The 18,890-nt window shown below is 46.4% G+C and carries 17 protein-coding genes; 9 read left to right on the top strand and 8 right to left on the bottom strand.

Going from position 1 to position 18,890, the window contains the following annotated elements; genetic code table 11:
* Nucleotides 1-453, bottom strand: coding sequence for an SRPBCC family protein (locus OLMES_RS26605; RefSeq protein WP_087464045.1), 453 nt, complete (start codon nucleotides 451-453; stop codon nucleotides 1-3).
* 356 nt (nucleotides 454-809) lie between these two features.
* On the opposite strand from OLMES_RS26605, the gene OLMES_RS26600 reads away from it, so the two are divergent.
* Entirely contained in the window at nucleotides 810-1,208 is a 399-nt protein-coding gene (locus OLMES_RS26600; RefSeq protein WP_087464044.1) for a VOC family protein, read from the top strand.
* Here the strand turns inward: OLMES_RS26600 and OLMES_RS26595 are convergent.
* On the bottom strand, nucleotides 1,156-3,783 hold the full coding sequence (locus OLMES_RS26595; protein ID WP_087464043.1) for a cation:proton antiporter domain-containing protein: 2,628 nt from the start codon (nucleotides 3,781-3,783) through the stop codon (nucleotides 1,156-1,158). The two genes, OLMES_RS26600 and OLMES_RS26595, sit on opposite strands and share 53 nt — an antisense overlap.
* A gap of 321 nt (nucleotides 3,784-4,104) precedes the next feature.
* Between OLMES_RS26595 and OLMES_RS26590 the strand changes: the two genes are divergently transcribed.
* Complete coding sequence (locus OLMES_RS26590; RefSeq protein ID WP_232465217.1) at nucleotides 4,105-6,273, top strand: TonB-dependent receptor domain-containing protein; 2,169 nt, start codon at nucleotides 4,105-4,107, stop codon at nucleotides 6,271-6,273.
* A gap of 119 nt (nucleotides 6,274-6,392) precedes the next feature.
* On the opposite strand, the gene OLMES_RS26585 is transcribed toward OLMES_RS26590, so the two are convergent.
* Complete coding sequence (locus OLMES_RS26585) at nucleotides 6,393-7,685, bottom strand: IS4 family transposase (protein ID WP_087459477.1); 1,293 nt, start codon at nucleotides 7,683-7,685, stop codon at nucleotides 6,393-6,395.
* A gap of 253 nt (nucleotides 7,686-7,938) precedes the next feature.
* On the opposite strand from OLMES_RS26585, the gene OLMES_RS26580 reads away from it, so the two are divergent.
* The 3 genes from OLMES_RS26580 to OLMES_RS26570 all read left to right on the top strand — a co-directional run bounded on the left by OLMES_RS26580 (nucleotide 7,939) and on the right by OLMES_RS26570 (nucleotide 9,695).
* Nucleotides 7,939-8,391 (top strand): hypothetical protein, encoded by a 453-nt coding sequence (locus OLMES_RS26580; protein WP_087464042.1) that lies wholly within the window; start codon nucleotides 7,939-7,941, stop codon nucleotides 8,389-8,391.
* Nucleotides 8,392-8,501: 110 nt separating this feature from the next.
* Nucleotides 8,502-9,215, top strand: coding sequence for an HNH endonuclease (locus OLMES_RS28445; protein ID WP_198343146.1), 714 nt, complete (start codon nucleotides 8,502-8,504; stop codon nucleotides 9,213-9,215).
* A gap of 162 nt (nucleotides 9,216-9,377) precedes the next feature.
* A complete protein-coding gene (locus tag OLMES_RS26570; RefSeq protein ID WP_157678636.1) occupies nucleotides 9,378-9,695 on the top strand; it encodes a hypothetical protein in 318 nt (105 codons plus the stop codon).
* Nucleotides 9,696-9,917: 222 nt separating this feature from the next.
* Here the strand turns inward: OLMES_RS26570 and OLMES_RS26565 are convergent, their stop codons facing one another.
* Together OLMES_RS26565 and OLMES_RS26560 are read right to left on the bottom strand one after the other, a co-directional pair.
* Entirely contained in the window at nucleotides 9,918-10,901 is a 984-nt protein-coding gene (locus tag OLMES_RS26565) for a transposase (protein WP_087464040.1), read from the bottom strand.
* A 383-nt stretch (nucleotides 10,902-11,284) separates the two neighbouring features.
* The gene (locus OLMES_RS26560; protein WP_087464039.1) at nucleotides 11,285-12,511 is read right to left on the bottom strand and encodes a hypothetical protein; all 1,227 of its coding nucleotides are present in this window, start codon (nucleotides 12,509-12,511) and stop codon (nucleotides 11,285-11,287) included.
* A gap of 574 nt (nucleotides 12,512-13,085) precedes the next feature.
* Here OLMES_RS26560 and OLMES_RS26555 point away from each other — a divergent pair.
* Both OLMES_RS26555 and OLMES_RS26550 read left to right on the top strand, forming a co-directional pair.
* Nucleotides 13,086-13,367 (top strand): hypothetical protein, encoded by a 282-nt coding sequence (locus OLMES_RS26555; RefSeq protein ID WP_087464038.1) that lies wholly within the window; start codon nucleotides 13,086-13,088, stop codon nucleotides 13,365-13,367.
* Nucleotides 13,368-13,489: 122 nt separating this feature from the next.
* Nucleotides 13,490-14,626 (top strand): LamG domain-containing protein, encoded by a 1,137-nt coding sequence (locus tag OLMES_RS26550; protein ID WP_157678635.1) that lies wholly within the window; start codon nucleotides 13,490-13,492, stop codon nucleotides 14,624-14,626.
* Here the strand turns inward: OLMES_RS26550 and OLMES_RS29125 are convergent.
* Complete coding sequence (locus OLMES_RS29125; protein WP_087464036.1) at nucleotides 14,552-14,845, bottom strand: plasmid partition protein ParG; 294 nt, start codon at nucleotides 14,843-14,845, stop codon at nucleotides 14,552-14,554. The two genes, OLMES_RS26550 and OLMES_RS29125, sit on opposite strands and share 75 nt — an antisense overlap.
* 342 nt (nucleotides 14,846-15,187) lie before the next feature.
* On the opposite strand from OLMES_RS29125, the gene OLMES_RS26535 reads away from it, so the two are divergent.
* Nucleotides 15,188-15,442, top strand: a complete 255-nt coding sequence (locus tag OLMES_RS26535; RefSeq protein WP_087464034.1) for a type II toxin-antitoxin system Phd/YefM family antitoxin — start codon at nucleotides 15,188-15,190, stop codon at nucleotides 15,440-15,442.
* The gene (locus tag OLMES_RS26530) at nucleotides 15,435-15,698 is read left to right on the top strand and encodes a Txe/YoeB family addiction module toxin (protein ID WP_087464033.1); all 264 of its coding nucleotides are present in this window, start codon (nucleotides 15,435-15,437) and stop codon (nucleotides 15,696-15,698) included. Before OLMES_RS26535 ends, OLMES_RS26530 begins: the two co-directional genes overlap by 8 nt.
* A 128-nt stretch (nucleotides 15,699-15,826) precedes the next feature.
* On the opposite strand, the gene OLMES_RS26525 is transcribed toward OLMES_RS26530, so the two are convergent.
* Nucleotides 15,827-17,650, bottom strand: a complete 1,824-nt coding sequence (locus tag OLMES_RS26525; RefSeq protein WP_087464032.1) for a DUF4214 domain-containing protein — start codon at nucleotides 17,648-17,650, stop codon at nucleotides 15,827-15,829.
* Nucleotides 17,651-17,896: 246 nt separating this feature from the next.
* The gene (locus OLMES_RS26520; RefSeq protein ID WP_087464031.1) at nucleotides 17,897-18,667 is read right to left on the bottom strand and encodes a glutathione S-transferase family protein; all 771 of its coding nucleotides are present in this window, start codon (nucleotides 18,665-18,667) and stop codon (nucleotides 17,897-17,899) included.
* Nucleotides 18,668-18,890: the final 223 nt, after the last annotated feature.

Genomic DNA, 18,890 nt, shown 5'->3' with positions numbered 1-18,890 from the left:
TTAAAGATACGAGCGTGCTAACTTTTTCACAGCGCGGCCCAACAAAATTTCCAGTGTGTTCTTCAGCATAAAACCCATCATTGGAATGGGATACTTGGTGTCAAACTCAATTTGATAGTCCAGTACCGTCTTGCCTTCTGTCTCAGAAAACTGCATCCGGCCCTTATGGTTTTTCAGTGGTGTGCCCTTGCTGATTTTGTACTCCATCAAACTGTTCGGCTCATAACTGATTACCGTTTCCTCAAAGCTCAATAACGGTAAAGGCGCAATCCGCCGTACCGAGTGCAACCCGTTGGGATACCCCGCTTTCCCATCCACAATACGCTCGATCTTCGCGCCCATCAGTCGACCAAAGTTCTCATGGTCACAAAGCGCGTTAAACACCTGTTCAACCGGTGCGTTAAAAATTTGTCTGAACTTGATATTCTGCATCTTCCAAGCCTCATTGAGCATAAAACCAACATCCTAGCAAGACCGGTGTTACAGTGGAATGTCATTTCAGCCTTTATGCACTGTCTTATTGGGTCAATCAGATTCACTCGCGACCAGTGGGTTCTGATATAGTGTGCGGTCAGTAAAATTGTTATGTGTCATGCTCTAGTGCTCACGTTGTCCAAAGCGTTGTATGAAGGTAGCTTTCACTACCATTCCATGGGACACGAGAGCGGGTTTTCCAAAAGTGGTGAACCGGTAAAGTATTTTTATCGATTACATGGTATTTTCTAATCTTTTCAGTCTCGACCTATTTTGGATTTTTCGTTAAAGCTGATGACAAATAGGCGTTTAACACAAGCAAGGAAAAAACGATTATGGAAGAAATTTCAGGCATCAATCACTTGGGTATCCGGGTGGCAAATCTGGATAAAGCCCGCGCGTTTTATGAGCAATTGGGGTTTGAGTTTATTGAAGGGCCGATGGGCCCGGAGCCGGTGGCGGTGATGGAGCATCCTTCCGGAGTGAATATTAATTTCATTCTGAATGCGGATCCAAAGAACACTGAAAATCTGTTAATGGATCTTCCTTCCAAACACCCCGGTTATACCCACGTCGCACTGGATGTGACCGATATTGACGCGGTTCAGAAGAAACTGGAATCATTGAATATCACGATTACTGAGGGGCCAATTACCTTGCCGACGGGAGCAGTGATGCTGTTTATCCGGGATCAGGATCGAAACGTGATTGAATTCCATCAGAATCCGAAATAGATTTTGGCCCAGCCAGGTCGGGCTGGGTGACGGCTTGAATTTCGTTTAGCAATACGTTGGCTAATTGGGTATCTTTTGCCATCACTTGTTTTAGCCGATCTGCCGGCCACCATAAAACGTCCACCGGGGATTGGGCGAAGGCGGTATGATCGGCAATGCCCGTAACCAGGCACATTCCACCGAGTAAATCCCCGGGCCCGGCCAGTTTTCTATGTTTTTCTTCTGTTGTTGGATGTTTTACTGTTGTTGAGTGTTCTTCAGTTGGCGTTTTGTGTGAGGCTCCTCTGGACAGTTTGACGCGTCCTCTCAGGATTACCGCAAAAAAGTCTACTGGCGCATTTTCTTTGTACAATAACTCACCCGCTGAAAAAATACGCTGACTGGCAATGTGTAGCAACTGTTCATGGGTTGTCTGGGAGAGTGCTTTAGTCCAGTGTAATTGCCGTAGAATATCTTCCGGGTCAGGCAGGGCGAATTTTGTGTCAGCGCGAAGCAATCTCGACATCCGCTCTTCAATGGCTGCGATCAGCTTTTTCGCTTCCGGGTGATCCAGTACGCCCCGTTCAATCAACTCATAAATTACTAGCCTTTCTTTATTGAGCAGCAGTCTTCTGGCCGCATTGGTTTCCAGGCGGCTGATGATCTCGGGAAAAGTCTCCCGCAGCTGCTCAATGCGTTCCAGCGTGTCGGATTTGTTTTGTTGTATTTCCAACTCGACCGCTTCTTTGTCGGTGTCTGAAGGGGCCAGGGTATCGATATAGCGCTCAATCTCGTGTTGCGCATTGATAAAGCCCCGGGCGATATCGTAACCCAGCGTCATTCTGCGAAATGAGGTGACAACCGCAATGCGACTGAGCAGGGGGAATTTATTCAGGAAATGAGTCAGGGTCGGAACATTCCAGAGTTTGAGGAGCTCCGGGCGAGGGGAGAGCGTGGGCTCCCCATCCAGCGCGTGTTCCACAACATCCACTAACTTGTTGGTTGCATGGCGACCGAGCAGCCCCTCCTTATACTGTAGCCAATAGTGATTTCGTTCTGTTTCCAGAAGCTGACGCCGAAAAGCGACGGATAGTGCTTCTGGCGTCAGTTTCTGTTCGTCCTCACGGGCTTCTGTCTGGTGCCCGTTCGTACCCGTTTTAGTTGGGGGTGGGGCAATACGAAGTAAGTTATCATGCTTTATCTTGACCCAGTTTGCGCCCCTTAAAAATTCGTCCCGTTCCAGTTCCGGGATAACCTCCTCCACCATTTTGGTAATGCGCTGAATGGCTTTATCCACGGTGGCCTGTTTGGCCGGGGGAAGCTCATTTAGTCCTAGCCGTTCCAGCAGCCAGCCCATCGTCGTGCCGTTGATCACAATGGTGAGCACCACAATACCGGCGCAAAGGAACAAAATCTGATCCCGGGTTTCCTGGGGTATTAAATCCGAGTGCGCCACTGAAAGTGCCAACGCTAGGGCAACCGCCCCCCTCAGTCCGCCCCAGATGAGCACCAGCGCTTTCTCCCGCGTGATGCCAACACCACTCCGCTGTAAAACCGGTATAAACATGCCAACTGAAACACCCCGAATGAGCAGCAGCCCGAGGTAAAGGATACCGGCATAGAGCCACATGAGATGAGCTCCCAGGTCAAGTCGATTGGCGATCAGGATACCGACCAGCAGGAAAATCAGAGTATTGGCAATATAGGCCATGGTTTCCCAAAACCGGTGCATGAAATCCGTGACTTCAGGGGAAATACGGGTCCGGCCTTCGCCGGCAAATAAAATCGCCAGGGTGACTACGGCGACTACACCGGAAACATGGAACACACCCTCCGCAACAAAAAAGGCGAGATAGGCCGAGGTGATGGATATGGCGATTTCGACTGAGGGTTGATTAAACAACCGACCAATCCAGAACAACGCGATCCAGCCGATCACATAGCCGATTGCCATCCCGAGTAATACCACCCAGAAAAATTGACCGACCAGACCGGTTATCGTGAGCTCGGCCTGGTTCGTGTTGAGCGCAATGCCCAGGAACAGCGTGAATAACACGATTGCGGTGCCATCATTGAGTAGAGATTCACCTTCAATCAGGGTTTCCAGTCGCTTGCGGGAGCTGACTTCGTTCAGCAGGGCAACCACAGCGACCGGGTCGGTGGCACTGATCAGCGCGCCAAAGAGCAAGGCGATGGCCCAGCTCCATTGCCACGGAAACAGATAATAAACAAACGCGGCGGTAAGTAAGGTACTGACAATCAATCCCGGTACGGCAAGAATCGCAATCTGGTTAAAGATGCGCCGGAATAAATGGACTTCCAATGAGTAAGCGGATTCGAAGATCAGGGTGGGGAGCAGGATAAACAGTATCAGGTGTGGATCAATATCGGCAACTAGCTCAATGGTGGCTGACAGCAAGGGGAAGTGAATGTCCGTTTCCAGAAACCGGTGTCCGGTGCCCAGGAACAAGCCGATAATCAACAGGCTGACGGAATAGGGAATACTGGAGCGGCGCATAAAAAATCGCGTTGCGGCACCGATGAGCAGTGATCCGACGACGAAGATTAAAATCAATATGCCGGTTTGTTCGTGCACGAGCCTATTCCCCGATACTGGATCGAAATCCGTTCAGTGTATGAAGTTATGAACAGCGGTTATTTCTGCAAGCATACTGTTCATTCATTGATAATAGAGTTTCCGCTTCACGTTGTGAATTGAGCTGGATCAGAGATTCAGGAAATCACCATCAGTTAGTACGAGGTTCTGATTAAATAATAAATATAATGATAATAATTATCATTTGATGTATGCTCGCTTGCCTGACAGGTAGTTCACCTTCTGCCGAGCATCCCGTTTTTGGTACCGTACGCTCCGCGAAGGGAATTGAAGTTGTATCGTGTGAAGATAGAGGCGAGTATGAATTTTCCGGACGCTCAGATTAAACGAATTGAAAATTTAAGTACGCGAATTGAGCAAAACGCATTCCCCAGAATCCCCTTGTGGCAGGCGATCAACAGGTTAATGCGGGGCACACTAACCTTTGGCGCAATTATTGGTGTCAGTGGGTTGAGTTACGTCCAGGCTGAAGAAACCATCAGCATCTGGGGCACAACCGTACAGGCCTCTTCGATCAATCTGGCCCAGGAAACCATTGCAATCCGCCAGGCGGACCACGTCAGTGATTTATTGCGCACGATTCCCGGTGTTGATGTTGGTGGCGCGCATTCACTCAATCAACGGATAACCATCCGCAGTATGGACGACAAAGACCTGCGCATCAGTATCGACGGGGCAAATCAAAATACCTACATGTATCATCACATGGGTAATTTGCAGATACATGCGGATATCCTCCAGTCAGTGGATATTGAAATCGGCAATAACTCCGTGATCAATGGTGGCCTGGGTGGTGTGGTGCGCTTCGAAACCAAGGATGCCAATCAACTCTTGAGACCCGGGCAACAATTTGGTGGCCGGGCCCAGGTTTCCTATGCAGACAACGCGTCAAAAGGGTTCTCGTTGACCGGTTATGGCCAGTTTAATGATCAGTTTGATGTTTTGGGTTACTACAATGGGGTTTCCCGCGATAACTTCGAAGTCGGTGGAGGCAAAATCAAGGGTTATGATGGGGCAACGGTTCCGGGTACAAATGGTGAAGTGGTTGGCCTGAAAGGCGATCTCTCGGATGCGTTGTTGAAATTGGGTTGGGATATCAGCGGCAACCAACGTCTGGAACTGGGTTACGAGTACTATGAAGATGAAGGTAACTACAGCTATCGTCCGGACATGGGACTGGCCACAGATGTAGCGATTGGTGATGGACTGGGGCTCCCTTTGACCTACCCGACTGAGTTCACCCGTGACACCTTGCGCTTGGGGTACGAGTTGCAATGGGGGTTGCAGAACCAATTGAAAGCAACACTGTTCAATAATGTCAGTGAATTGTGGCGTGATGAGTCTGCAATTCATGCGCTATGGCCAACAGATCCGGCCACCGTGGAAGGTACTGCCACTAATACTGGCTTGAATGTATTGGCAACGTCCCGGTTTGGCAGTGAATTTTCCAATACCTTGAATTACGGGATCGATATCATCCGCTATGAAACGGAATATCGAGCGGATGGTACCGAGCGATCCAGTGAAGAAGCCTTGAGTGCAGCTGTGTTTATCGAAGATCGAGTTGATTTGGGCTACGGTATCGCGGTTACGCCGGGTATCCGTTACGACAACTACGATATTGACTCAACCGTAATTGATGACCGTTTTCAACAGGTCAGTGCCGCCCTGGCACTGGAGTATGCTGCAACGGATAGCGTGTTGTTGAGCGCCAGCACCACACAACTTTTCAAAGGCCCGGAAATCGGTGAAGTCTTCACGGGCGCGGGCTTGTATGATACCGCAAACCCGGATATCGATGCCGAGACCGGCCTGAATACCGAACTTTCCGCTGCGTACGAAGATTCAGTACTCGGAGCAGACCGTTTTGCGGCAGGTATAACTCTGTTTCAAACCGATATTAATGACTACATCTACGACTATGCAACACCTCCTGCTGATGTGAATGCCCGCTCCTGGAAAGACAACGTCGGAGATATGCAAATACGCGGCTACGAAGCCTACCTGGGCTACGATATTGGTCAGCTGAAAGCATTGTTAACTTACTCTGTCGCTGAAAGTGATCTGGAGGCATTTGCTCAATATGCCCAGTTCGAGGGGGCCCGCCTGGATCGACAGCAAGGCGATACCATTACCCTGAACCTGGATTACAACCTGCCTGCACTGGATCTGGCACTGCACTGGGACATGAGTTGGGTTGATGACGTCGACGCCGATCTGGATCTGGATGGTGCGACCAAGGACAACTCGAAAGACGGTTATGTCGTCCATAATATTTCGGCACAATGGAGCCCTAAACAAGTTCAAGGCGTAACGCTCACACTGGGCGTCGACAACCTCTTCGACGAGTTTTATGCCTCCCAATCCTCCCGTACCGGTTTAAGTCAACATCCCCGCTTCGGTGACCTTTACCTGTTGGACTACGAGCCGGGTAGAAATATCAAAATGACAGTATCCTATCAGCTGTGATCAATCAGCCCGTCCCACTGGACGGGCTTTTTGTCTGTGTCTGCCGGAATGCTTCCTTTTCCTTCAGCGGAAAGCTGATACACTCATAGTTGATGTTCATAGGTAGAACATTAAGCCACCTAACAGAGCTGTAGACCCAAACTGAATTTACCCGAATCACAGTCTCTTTTGGGGTGAGCACGTCCAGCATAACGCCCAAGAAAGTTAATCAATTTGCGCGCATTGAGCTTAGTTGCTTTTCGGTCAACGCGCATGATGCCGAGCATCGTATCGCAAAAAGTCACTGTGCAGCACATCGCAGCTTTTCGAGTGGATAGCACTTTGCCGAGTATGCGTTGTGCGCTGTGGCAAATAAAACGCTTCATGAGTGCCGCCGTAATCGCCGCCCAGATTAGCCCGGTTGCTATTGATTCCTTGCCGGTATCAAAGCACCGTAGATTGGCATAGGATTTCCACTCTTTGAATAACAACTCGATTTGCCAGCGAAGCCGGTAAGCCTCACTCACCTCGTCCAGAGAAAACTGCTCTTGAGGAAGGTTGGTTATCAGCCAGGAGAATTTCTTTTCCCGCTTGATCCAACAAGCAACCAATCTTGCGGTGATTGTGTGCTTTCCTTTTTTCCAGGAAACAATTAATTCCGTACGTTGTCGCTTGAACAGCTTGCCTTGCACTGTTTTCAGCGGCTTTCCCTTCACGTGCTTCAGCATTTTTCCATCTTCTCGATAAGCAGCCTCGACGACTGGATTAATGTTGTTCTTACACCGCGCGATATAAAACCCTCCAGTATCCTGCAAGTTCTGAAACCACTCCAGATCGAAGTACCCCCGGTCAAGCAGCAACAAACACCCGGATAGCGTTTGGGGCTCAGGGAGGTAGTCCCGCTCGCTGGCGGTATCGGGGGTCAACGAGATAGAACAGGGCTGATCTGCTAGAAGATCCATGGTCACTTGAAGTTCAACAGCGGCAGGGCTGATGGTTTTGAAACGACCAGGAAACGATTTCTTCAACGAGTCCTTCACAGCAAACGAGCTGCCATCCTGAATCAGAATCTGTTTGAACTGATGAAAAGAGTGGCCTTCTGGAAAAGCCAGAGAGGGTTGCAACCAATCTGTGAGGAGTGATGACAGTACTTCGCGCATAAACTCAGGAAACTCGGGCTTCGAAAATTGATTGTGAAAGGCCCGATAAGAGATATTGCTCTCCGACCACTCGCAGTACCGCCGCTGAATGTCTGCCACACTTTCTATGGTGCTCGAGGCCATCACTGCAACCAGGCATGTGACTAGATTAAAAGGCGTAATTCGTCTCTGCCGCACACAGAAATCTTCTTGTTTAGCGATTTCAGTAATTTTTTCTGGGTTGAGGGAATGGGTGAGTTTTTCAAGAAATGTGGTAAATTTACGCTGATTCATTCTGCTTTAGGGTCGGTAGTGTGTTTGACGACTAACAATCTACCTTATTGCAGGATGAATCCATATTAATATCATCAAGTTACCCTGCTTTTTTGCTTAATGTTCTACCTATGAGTTGATGTTAGGTACAGCCACTGTTGATCGCGGTTAGAATCGTGATAGAAACGAGCAATTTGGTAGGCTGGGAGTTATTTACGACGTATGCAAAGTAATACGTGTTAAATGATCAGGCATATTATCTGCGAATCCCTAAATGAAAATAAAAATCGCGCTATTTTGTTATGGGTTTAATGCCTTAGGACTTTTCCTGTTTGGCCTAATCTATACTTTTTCCCCAGAATTCCTGCCTTTTCATTCCGATGCTATAAGTAAATCTTGGGGTGATCTAGCACAATCCTATCAGGTTCTATATCTAGGTATGATGAAGACTGAGGGCGCGGGTTTCATGTCATCGGGTATTGCCATTGCTTTCTTGCTTGCTATTCCATTCAAGAAACGAGAAGTTTGGTGTTATTGGGCGATGACGATTGTTGGGGTAGTTGAGCATATTCCTAGTATGATTGGCGCTATGAACACTTCTCAATTAACGCCTGCTTCATCTCCGTGGCAATTGAACTTGCTCGGGGTTGTATTGCTTATTATTGGTTTGTTTTTATCTTTAAGCCATAAAAAAACCATAACCAAGACACCCATAACTAGGTTATAAGTAGATTCCAATCAACGGATTGCGAAATCTTCGGATTGAAAAGAAAGTTTGGTCATGAGGTGTCAGGATTGTGACTGGGAAGGGGTGTTAATAGTAAATTCCGAGTTCGAGTGGGTGTCTTGTTTAATTATGAGTGTAATATTTTTAGAGAGCATTCGGTGATCCCTGATAGGAATGAAATAAAAAAAGCTTTAGTCAATCTCTTAGAACGAGAAGGATCCTTGTCTCCATCGACAGTATATAGGGCTTTGTCTGATCATTTTGGATTGAGTACTAGCGATCTTGCAAAGAAAACGGACACGAACGAAAGCTTTTTTGAGAAAGAGGTTCGCTGGGCTAAGAAAGATTTAGTAGACAGTGGTGTTATCAAAATGCCGCAACAAAGCGGTCGCGGCATTTGGGAGTTGTCGGTTAAATCTGAAGAGGAATTAAGTCCTATACTTGCTTATTCCCCTGAAGAAATTGAGCGGGAACTATCAAAAGTTACTCTATCGCTGAGTCCTCCGGTTGGACAGAAAAAACCAGAACGAGCGTCATCTTCAGGCGAAATTTTTGCAAGGGACGTGCGCGTAGTTGCATATGTACTAAAAGAAGCCAAAGGGACTTGTGAGGCTTGTACAAAACCCAGCCCATTTACAAAGGCTGATGGTATGTCGTACCTAGAGGTTCATCACTTGCGCCGTTTGGCAGATGGCGGTACCGATACAGTTCAAAATGCTATTGCGGTATGCCCAAACTGTCATCGGGAACTTCACCACGGTAGAAACAAAACTGCTTTAAGAGATCTTGTTTATTCAAGAATTTCTCGCGTTGTCAGAGAATAAACATATAACATAACCAAGACACCCATCACTAGGTTAAGTAGATCCTAATCAACGGATTGCGAAGTTTTCGGGTTGAAAAGAAAGTTTGGTCATGAGGTGTCAGGATAGGGGCTGGGGGGAGGTTAATAGCGAGTTCGAGTGGGTGTCTCGTTAATTATTATTATGAAAAAAGAGGAATCGAAATACGATTTTATATACGAAGGCTTAATTGGCCTCGCTGGCTTAGTATACGCTTTATACGGGCTTCTTCTTATGGAATTACCTTTACCCGTATTGAGAGACGGTGAGCAAGTTATTGTAAGATTAGTAGGGTTTGAACTATTTGTTGCTATCACCGGTTTACTGATATATGCCATTGGTCTGTTAATTTATGCAATAAATGGGTATCGAGGTGCAAGGCGTTCGATGTTAAGCCTCACGATTATAGTAATAATGGGCTTGATAGTATTTGCTAGTGCTGTGGCGCTACATCTCAAATAGGAGCCTAAACCTATAGACACCATCACTATGTTCCAATCAACGGATTACGCAAAAGAACGTGTCATTTAGCACAGATTGGGTGCAGTTATCGGGTCAAAGCAAAAATTATGGTTGTGAGGTGTCAGGAGTTGGACTGGATGAGCAGTAAATCGTAAACTCCGAGCGCAAATGGCCCCCGAGTCTATTCGGTAGTGTTTCAGGGTGGCGGATTATACGCGGCGCTTATGTCGAAAACAAACTTCGACACTGCGCTAGTCCAAAGACCCGTCGGTGTCCAAGGCGCTTACTGGCGATCTCTACTCGCTCAGCTTTGCCAACGAAGGTCGGGAATAGGGACTCCATTTTGCCCGTGAGTTGAGTCCACTGTTTTTCGTTGATGTTCAAACGTTTCAGGATCGGCGGTAGAGTGGTTGAGATCGATCCGCGCTTATCGTCCCGTTGGATTCGCCCGGTCCAATCTACAAGTTCAAGATAATCCTGCAGGTTAAACTGAAGGCCGTCTGGTTGGTCTTTCCTGGGCTTTCCGACGAAGGGTAATAAATAATCTGGTTGATGAGGTATGTCAGTTTTTGCCGCTCTAATCCGCTTTTGAACCGAGGTGTGATCCGATGATTCCGGTGAATCGGCAATACCGGCGCGGATCGGGTTCAGGTCGACATAGGCGAGACAAGCTGCTAAGGCTTGTTCATCCAACAACGCCTGACATTTAAACCGGCCTTCCCAGAATCGTCCAGTGCATTGATCTTCCTGATTGGCTGCACGGGCAATGGGCTCATTCAATGATCGCATGAACCAGCTAATATCTTGCAACCGCGCTCGCCATAGTTTTGCTAAGCTGTTTAAACGGTGCTGCTCAAATTCGAGTAATGTATCGCCAGATAAATACCGCTTGGAGAGTGCATTCCCGGCATAAATACCATGCCAACGTTCAATGACTTCTCTGGTGCTCCAGCTTTCGGCTTTCGCTTGATTGATCCGGAGTACGGTGTGAGTGTGGTTCGACATGACGGCAAAGGCGCAGACATCAATGGCAAAGGTTCGTGCTAACAGGATTAATCGGTCCTCGACCCATTGCCGCCGATGTTCATAGCTTTTACCGGTGTAATGATCGACACCACAGAGGAAACTGCGGCGCACGCAGCGAGATATACAGTGGTAGTAGGGCGTTGCGTCGAGTGAAATCTGGGCTTTCCTTGGTTTGGGCATGTCTTCAGGTCCGTTGAAGAGTATTTGGTCTGGTTGAATATACAGTAATTTGGAGTTGAGTCAATATTTCGAGTGGGTGTCTTGTTTAATTCGTTGTTTAATTCGTGATCCGACGACGAAGATTAAAATCAATATGCCGGTTTGTTCGTGCACGAGTCTATTCCCCGATACTGGATCGTAATCCGTTCAATGTATGAAGTTATGAACAGAGGTTATTTCTGCAAGCATACCGTCCATTCATTGATAATAGAGTTTCCGCTTCGAGTTGTGAATTGAGCTGGGTCAGAGATTCAGGAAATGATTTCAGTGTCTCGAGTGGGTGTCTTGTTTAATTTTTGATGCCCTCCGCTTAAGCTAAAGGGCACCACGACTCTAATTGTCTACTATTGTCTACTAGAATTAATTAAACTTCGGGGCAAATAATCGCCTTTCCACGACATTATTCGAATTGAAATAGGTTCATTTGTTGATTGTATTTGATTATCATTAGTATCTAACAAAAACCACTTGTTTCCAATTACAGTATCGTTATTGTCGGTATCATAAAGCAAGACAGAGGGGCGGCCTTCGGGCCGATGCAACCACAACTGTGTATCTCTCTGATTCCTATAACACCTAATTTTCACCTGACCATCAGGTAGTTGATCAACAATCCAATCTCCCCCTTGTCCGTAGGTCATCAAAGTTCCACCAGTCGGACAGTGTAAGTAGTCACCTGTTGAAGATTTAAACCAGTATGTTCCATTGTTGTTTGGAGAAGGGCTCATGATCCAAGTTATATCTCGCTCCTTTTTCCGTAAAAAAGTGTCAATATCCGTGTTGGTTGGTTCCTTAAATGTTTGATTGACGCCGCTAGAATCTTCAGTTTCAGCAGACTGGAAAGAAGTACCATCAATTAGGGTAGCAATCATGTATAACTGTTTGGCCTCTTTATCAATCCTCCTAAAATTATCCTTATCTATGTACTGAAATTTAAATAAGCTGGTGTTGTGGGTTTTGACGTTTGCTCCTGTTTCAAAGTTTTTTCCTACTGATATTTCTTTTTTACCACTTATGACTCCTTTTATGAGCAAGACCTTGTGACCTTGCAATCGCTCATAACAGTCAGCTGACCTAAGTCTTTCTTCTAAGTCCAGAGATGGAATTAGTTTTTGCTGAAGATCTAGATATCGATAGGTTGCGGGGTTGCTGTAGTCCAGGCCAATGCCTATTACTAAATCTCCGAATTTCTTCGTTAACTCACCGGAGTCTAATTCGATTGTAGCGGTCAATTCACTGTCCCGATCGGGCCAAGTTTGACCGAAACTCGAGTGGACCACTTCAAGTCCATTGAGGTCACAGATAGTAGCTAGATTCTCATAGTTATTAAAATCTACTACAGACCCAATACCATAAGCCGCTCCAGAGACACTTATGATCTTGTGAGGAATGCCACTTGTCTCCTCTTCTTTCTGAAAAGAGTCATTCAGCTTCTTGGCAAAGGCTTCCTCCGCAGCAATAAAGGTAATAAATTTCTTCTGCTCAGTATCATATTGTGTGTTGCAAATGTGCGCGCAACCGGAAACGGCTGTAGTTCCCAATAATAATATTCGAAAAAACCAATTCATCATCCTAATTCCTTATGTTTATAAAAAACACTCTAGTGAGTTATTGTTGAATCTGGTGTACCGGGGGGGGGGTTAACATAAATGGCGTATCTGTGGGATGTGTTGTAACTAAATAAGAAACCCTCTGAAGGTGCGCCATAATGAGTAAGGGTAACGATGTTGAATTTAATAGTCGAGAAAAAATTGACTTATTGTCAAGAATGTGATTCTTCTTGGGTCGTCAATTCAATACTCAGACAGCCAGTGCGCAGAGCTAAATCTGAAGCAACTGACACATACATTCCAATCAACGGATTACATAATACATTGCGTCACCCTGCAGCACAGATCACTCGCAATTTGCGAGTCAAAACAAAATTTATGGTCGTGAGGTTCCCGAATTGGGACTTAAAGGGGTGTAAATAGTTCTAGTGGGTGTCTTGTTTACCCTGTTTAATTAAAATATTTAATTGTCACAGTCAGTTGCTTGCGCGCAAAGGCAACCATGACCAATACTGATGAGATTGAAGTAATGCGCAGTGCCTATTAGATAGGCTTTTTCTAAAACCTCGCGATGAATTATTAAACAGGGATGGATATGAAAAATATCGGAAATTTAAAGATCAGGGACATTGAAGAAATATTCTTTACAGAAAAAAAAGTGAATGCCCTTTTACGAATTGGTGCCATCATAATGACTTTCGGGTGCTTAATTCTGTTTGCTGAATCATTTCACAAATTAATTCATGAGGCCTCAGGAGCTGGACTCTCTTTTGGCAATGTGCTCAGGGTGTGTTTGTCAGTTTTTTTGTTCTGGCCAATGTCGTATGTTGCGATAAAGGGTAAAGGGCCTAAAAAATGGTCTCCATATTCATACTAAAAATTGATAGTTGAGATTGGTCTTCAAAATCGTATTTCGAGTGGGTGTCTTGTTTATCGTGAGCTAGAAAAAAAGTAGTCTATAATTCGGATGATGATGTTAATTTTAAAAAAGGGATGTGTATGAATAGGTTATTGAGCCATTTACTTAAATTGTTTTTCTTATTCGGAATGGGGCAGGCTTATGCTGAAGTACCAAGAGATGGGCTAGTTGGTGAATGGCTTTTTAATGGTGATGCAAATGATAGTAGCGGGAACGGGAACATAGGAATAGTGCATGGAGCTGTTTTAACGTCAGATAGATTTGGAAATTCGAACCAAGCTTATAACTTTGATGGAAGTAGCTATTTAGACCTTGGCACCGGAACATTCCTGGATATATCAACTAGCATTACTTTGAGTGCTTGGGTAAAACACACAACAGGAAACCCTAGTACCTTCGAAAATATGTTTATGAAAGGTAATACTTCTTATGGACTTCAATTTGATCAAAACGATAACTTTATGTTTCAGATGTACTCAAGTGGCTTCAGATTAGTGTCCTCAAATGTAAAACCAGCAGCGAGTGAATGGTATCATGTGGTAGGAACATATGATGGTTCCAATCAAAAAATTTATATTGATGGGCAACTAAAAAATACTGAAGCATGGAGTGGTTTAATTAATGTTGTTGCAACAACGCCATTAACGGTAGGCTACCCAGTTGCTAGTGATAACCACTACATGGTTGGCACTGTTGATGATATTCGAATCTACAACAGGGCTTTATCAGAATCAGAGATAGAGCAACTCTTCAACGAAAATGTTGTGTCAGAATCTTGTGTTACATTAGGTGAAGGTTTTACTCAAGATAGCAATTCATCAGGCAACATGTTTCTTGGTGAGAATGCTAAATATTATGCTCTTAGCAGCGCCAAGATATTTGGCTCATCAGGTAGTGAAACCGTTATGGTTGCAGGCACCCCACAGTTGGAGCTTGATGCAAATATTGAACGGTTAGAGTTGCCAAAGAATTTATCGGACTACACATTTTCAGCTTCTGGAACAGAAATTAAGATTTATGATGGAAGTACTGCAGTTGCTACGTTCATGGGGTTGAACCAGGAAACAACAGTTGTCTTTTTAGATGGCTCTACCGAGCTGATCTTGCTTGGACTCGATATTGTCTATTTGGGTGAAAAACGTCTATCTAGCTCTGCTACCAATATTGATATTGATTTGGATAGTTCTGATACTCCATTGACCAAAGCTTGTAATTAATACGACTAATGGATCGTTGGGGAGGAACATTCTCATCGGTCCATGTTTACTCATATACTCATTAATCCATTTTTCAATTAAATCGGACATGGATGCCCCTTCCTCAGCGCACTTAGCCTTGAATCTTCGGTGGAGAGAATTAGGAATATTTGCGTTAAGTGGACTAGCCAATAATCGAGACAGCCACCTGTAAATTCCAAACGACAGCTTTCGGAACACAGTGTATCACAAAGCACAGATCAGGCGCATTTTGTGGGTCAAATCGAAAACTATGGTTGTACGGTGTCAGGAATGGAACTGGAAGGGGTGAAAATCGCAAATTCCGAGCGCAAAGTGCCCCCGAGTCTATTCGGTAGTGGTTCAGGATGGTGGGTTATACGCGGTGCTTATGTTGGAAACAGACTTCGACACTGGGCCAGTCCAGAAACCCAATAATAACCAAGACACCCATCCGTACGTTCCAATAACTTGGCCAGCAGCAAAAATACACGTCCCATATATTGTACATAAACAAGGCTTGAGTTACAGTTGTGCAATTAGTTGTACATGTCGGAGAAGATTATGAAAGTGGTGTCTTTTACAGAAGCCAGAAATGGTTTGAAAGCCGTTCTTGATTCTGTTGTTAACGATGCTGATACAACGGTTATCACACGTCGTGATTCTGAAGATGCGGTGGTGATGTCACTTGATTATTACAATAGCCTGATGGAAACGGTTCATCTTTTAAAATCCCCGGCTAACGTGGAGCATTTACGAAAGTCCATTGAGCAATATAAAAATGGCAAGACGACCGAAAGAGATTTAATTGATGAGTAGCCGGTTGCTCTGTTGGACTGACGAAGTCTGGGATGATTATTTGTTTTGGCAAGGGCAAGATAAGAAGACATTGAAGCGCATTAATAAACTAATCTCGGATACAAAGCGTTCACCCTTCGAAGGTATTGGTAAACCAGAACCGCTTAAAGAAAATTTGTCTGGTTTTTGGTCTCGTCGAATTGATGAGACTAACAGGTTGGTATATGTCGTTGAAGATAAAGCCTTAACAATCATATCTTGTCGGTATCATTATTAAAAATATCGCTAAAATCAACAAATGTTATCAAGTGATTCTGTGGCCAAATTAAGCCCTCAGCCATATCCTCATCCCAGAAAGTTCCACTCTTAACCATCCTATTCAAGATAGCCCGTTGCTTTCCCCCACTACCTTTGTGGAGGCCGTTGACCATCTGGTGGCTGGTTGCCGCCATTTCCGCCAGGAGTGCCTCCGGGTTGACCGGTTGAGCATGAGGCGATGGCATTGTCCTGTAATTGGCCACGGTATCGTGGGCCGAAGGTGAACGGGAAGGCTGGTGTCAAATCATCGGGGCCTGCTACCGTGAGATGGTAGTGGTAGCCCAGTCCGTCGTGGTCATGGCCATTGTATTGATCCAGATACGCTTCACCCTGACTGGTACAGGCTGTGTCGAAGTAATAGTCTTCGAAAAAGAAGCCTGCAACCGTGGCAAAATCATTTCCGGATAAACTATTGTAGGTGCCAGAGGTGCTTGGTCCGTTTTGACTGGCGGCGGTGGTGCCTTGGGTTGTGTCATAGCTGTCTACCAGCAGACAGCTGCGTTCCCCCTCTACACCGCAGCCGGTTGGTGAACTTGCGCTGTAGTCACGTTTTTGCCAGCAACTTTTGGCAGTGACATTGCTGTCATGCCAGGGGCCGTAAACCGGGTACCCATCTGCAGCAAAGCCATAAACCGGGGAGTGCCCTGTTCGGGTTTCCCCTGCGGTTTCCGCCCAGCACGCGGAATAAAAATGATGGTGATAGTCCCCCTGTGCGGCATGGCCACCGCAGATATCGACATCGTACACTTCGGCAAAGGGAGCCAGGGTTTGCCATACCCCTTCGCTGTTATAGGATTGGCCATCACCCCAGTTGTAAATTGAAGTGCCGTTAATGCCATATCCGATCGCGCTTAATCCGTTGTCACAGTCACTGCTGGCGGGGGTTGGTTGGGTCGGGAAATACCCCGTTTTGTTCTGATCCGATGGACAAACCGGGCCCGGCGGCCAGTAACCATATCCCGCGTTTTGAGCACAGCTCCCTTCATTGGATTGACTGCGATAACCTATGTCTGCGCCAAATTCGATCACGTCACCGGCTTCGGCAGTGGTAGCACCGGATACAAAATCCGAACTCGCTTTGGGCCGGGCATTCAAGGTATCGATGTTTTCCTGAGTCAGGGTAGTGAGGTAGTTCGGGATACCGGATGTGGACACCTTGGCGTAGCTTTGATTGTTGATGGTGGTGCTCTCGACGCTTTCGATATTGACCAGTATTTGTTGGCCGCTGTCATCCACCAGATAGGTTGAGCGCAGGTTGGAATCATTGATGATCCAGACATCGGATAACGCTGTTATCGCTTCACCGGAGCCATTATCCAGTTCTTCAAAAGCGACATCAATGTTGTCACAGGCGAGGTTAGCCGTGTCAGTGTTATCGGATATACTCGTGATAATGGTGGCCATCGCATCGGCATCAAGTTCGTCTCCGGTGTTTTCGGCACGGGTGACGTAGTGCTGTCCCACTAGACGCCGGTTGTCGATATTGTCTGCGTCTTCAGCTCTGGCCCCGAACAGGATTTCCAGCGCAATTTCCTGCAGTGTCAGCTGATTGTTGTCCAGCAATTCCGTATAGAAGGTGAGTCCGCCACTGTCTGCATCACGACTGAAAAGTTGCTGGTACAGATTATTAACCAATTCAGCGTTACTGAGTGTGCCAAATCGCTCTGTAAACTCCTCCGATGTGCCAAACGCGGCCATGATTGCGCTTAAGTCTCCCCCGGCACCGGCCAGTTCCTGAGTCCAGAATGCGAGCCCGCCGGTATCGGGAACCCGTCCGTAGAAAGCAACATAAGCGTTGATCACATTATTTTCATCAGCGTCAAACTCTCGTGCGGAACAATCCGCCCACGTAGTAGAGCCAAAACTGGCGGTAAGTGCCGTGAGTGCAGAGGCTAAAGCTAATTTGTTCATCGCGCAGTATGCTCCGGGTGGGTGGATGTCCGTTCAGGTGCCTAAAGTTCAGCATAGCAAATAGCGTAGGAATTGCTGAAGTTCGGGACTATATCAACATCCAGCTCCAGGCCCTGTCATTGGACAAAAAGTGGCTGGCAGTTTAGAACAATATGGATTACAGCCCCGACGTGTAACCCGCCCAGTATGGCGGGTTTGTGTTCGCATGGGGCTATTGACAGTTGGAGGTCGACAATCCCGGTAGTCTCAGAGCTTGAGCGGGAGCTCCAGGTATTCACGGTAGATAAAGTCACGATGTTCCAGCAAAATTGGGTCAAGTGCTTGCTGAATCCGGTCATCCACGGATTCGAAAGCGGAACGGATCAGGTCGAGCATGGGGCACTCGGTTGGCGGAAGTGGCTTGAACATGGCCATGAAGGTGGCACTGTAAATGTCCACTGCCGTTAAACGGTTACCGAGGTAGAAAGGCTGACCCAGTGAGCGTTGCTGTTGTAACACGGTAGCTAACTGACTCAATTGATCAGCCACTTGTTGACTGTAGGTTGCACCTGCTTCGGGATCATAGCCGTATTTTGATCCCAGGTAGGCTGCAATGGGTTCCGGGAACCCACCTTCTCCTGTTAAACCACTGTGAACACCGTGCAAACGGCGATTCCATCCGAGTCCTGATTCTGCACAAATCAGTTTACAAAGTTCCAATGCCTGTTGCTGCAATGCCGGTTCTTCGGGCAGAAGCGCGGGCTCGGGTGCGTGGGACTCGGCGAAGTGCAGAATTTCCAGCCAATCCGATCGTGGGCTGTCGTGCTCGTTCATCAGTGTGGGCGCACTTCGTGAGTGTGTCCATGCTCGCATTGCCTTGTCTCGGGCGTCGAAACGAATGGCAGACCAGGATATGTTCTTGATATGCAGTATACCTTTGGCCGCTTCTGTCCAAGGGCTTGGTATTCCTGGCACAACCGTCATGTACAAGCCATTTGTTGATTGTGCCTGTTCCAGGTCTGTAAATTCGAATGACATACTTTTCTTCTCCAGTAACATCCAGATCGCAATTGAACCATTGATCTCGTCAGCCTTGCTGATGTAACCCTATGATCCGATTAATTTTACATAAGCACAAACAATACCTTTTAACCCATGAATTAGCTAAGCTTACGTATGCTGCTCAAGTTGGGTGTATGAGTTTGCAATAAGGGCCGTTTTGACTTAAAGACGCAGTGAACGTAACAATAGATGAAAAGCA

This window comes from Oleiphilus messinensis (assembly GCF_002162375.1).
Taxonomy (GTDB): Bacteria; Pseudomonadota; Gammaproteobacteria; order Pseudomonadales; family Oleiphilaceae; genus Oleiphilus; species Oleiphilus messinensis.
This window is presented reverse-complemented; position numbering and strand designations above follow the sequence as displayed.

Bases quoted from the DNA above. Each gene is read 5' to 3' on its own strand.
- OLMES_RS26605 (WP_087464045.1), bottom strand. From the start codon at position 453: ATGCTCAATGAGGCTTGGAAGATGCAGAATATCAAGTTCAGACAAATT.
- OLMES_RS26600 (WP_087464044.1), top strand. From the start codon at position 810: ATGGAAGAAATTTCAGGCATCAATCACTTGGGTATCCGGGTGGCAAAT.
- OLMES_RS26590 (WP_232465217.1), top strand. From the start codon at position 4,105: ATGAATTTTCCGGACGCTCAGATTAAACGAATTGAAAATTTAAGTACG.
- OLMES_RS26585 (WP_087459477.1), bottom strand. From the start codon at position 7,685: ATGAATCAGCGTAAATTTACCACATTTCTTGAAAAACTCACCCATTCC.
- OLMES_RS26580 (WP_087464042.1), top strand. From the start codon at position 7,939: ATGAAAATAAAAATCGCGCTATTTTGTTATGGGTTTAATGCCTTAGGA.
- OLMES_RS26570 (WP_157678636.1), top strand. From the start codon at position 9,378: ATGAAAAAAGAGGAATCGAAATACGATTTTATATACGAAGGCTTAATT.
- OLMES_RS26565 (WP_087464040.1), bottom strand. From the start codon at position 10,901: ATGCCCAAACCAAGGAAAGCCCAGATTTCACTCGACGCAACGCCCTAC.
- OLMES_RS26560 (WP_087464039.1), bottom strand. From the start codon at position 12,511: ATGATGAATTGGTTTTTTCGAATATTATTATTGGGAACTACAGCCGTT.
- OLMES_RS26555 (WP_087464038.1), top strand. From the start codon at position 13,086: ATGAAAAATATCGGAAATTTAAAGATCAGGGACATTGAAGAAATATTC.
- OLMES_RS26550 (WP_157678635.1), top strand. From the start codon at position 13,490: ATGAATAGGTTATTGAGCCATTTACTTAAATTGTTTTTCTTATTCGGA.
- OLMES_RS26535 (WP_087464034.1), top strand. From the start codon at position 15,188: ATGAAAGTGGTGTCTTTTACAGAAGCCAGAAATGGTTTGAAAGCCGTT.
- OLMES_RS26530 (WP_087464033.1), top strand. From the start codon at position 15,435: ATGAGTAGCCGGTTGCTCTGTTGGACTGACGAAGTCTGGGATGATTAT.
- OLMES_RS26525 (WP_087464032.1), bottom strand. From the start codon at position 17,650: ATGAACAAATTAGCTTTAGCCTCTGCACTCACGGCACTTACCGCCAGT.
- OLMES_RS26520 (WP_087464031.1), bottom strand. From the start codon at position 18,667: ATGTCATTCGAATTTACAGACCTGGAACAGGCACAATCAACAAATGGC.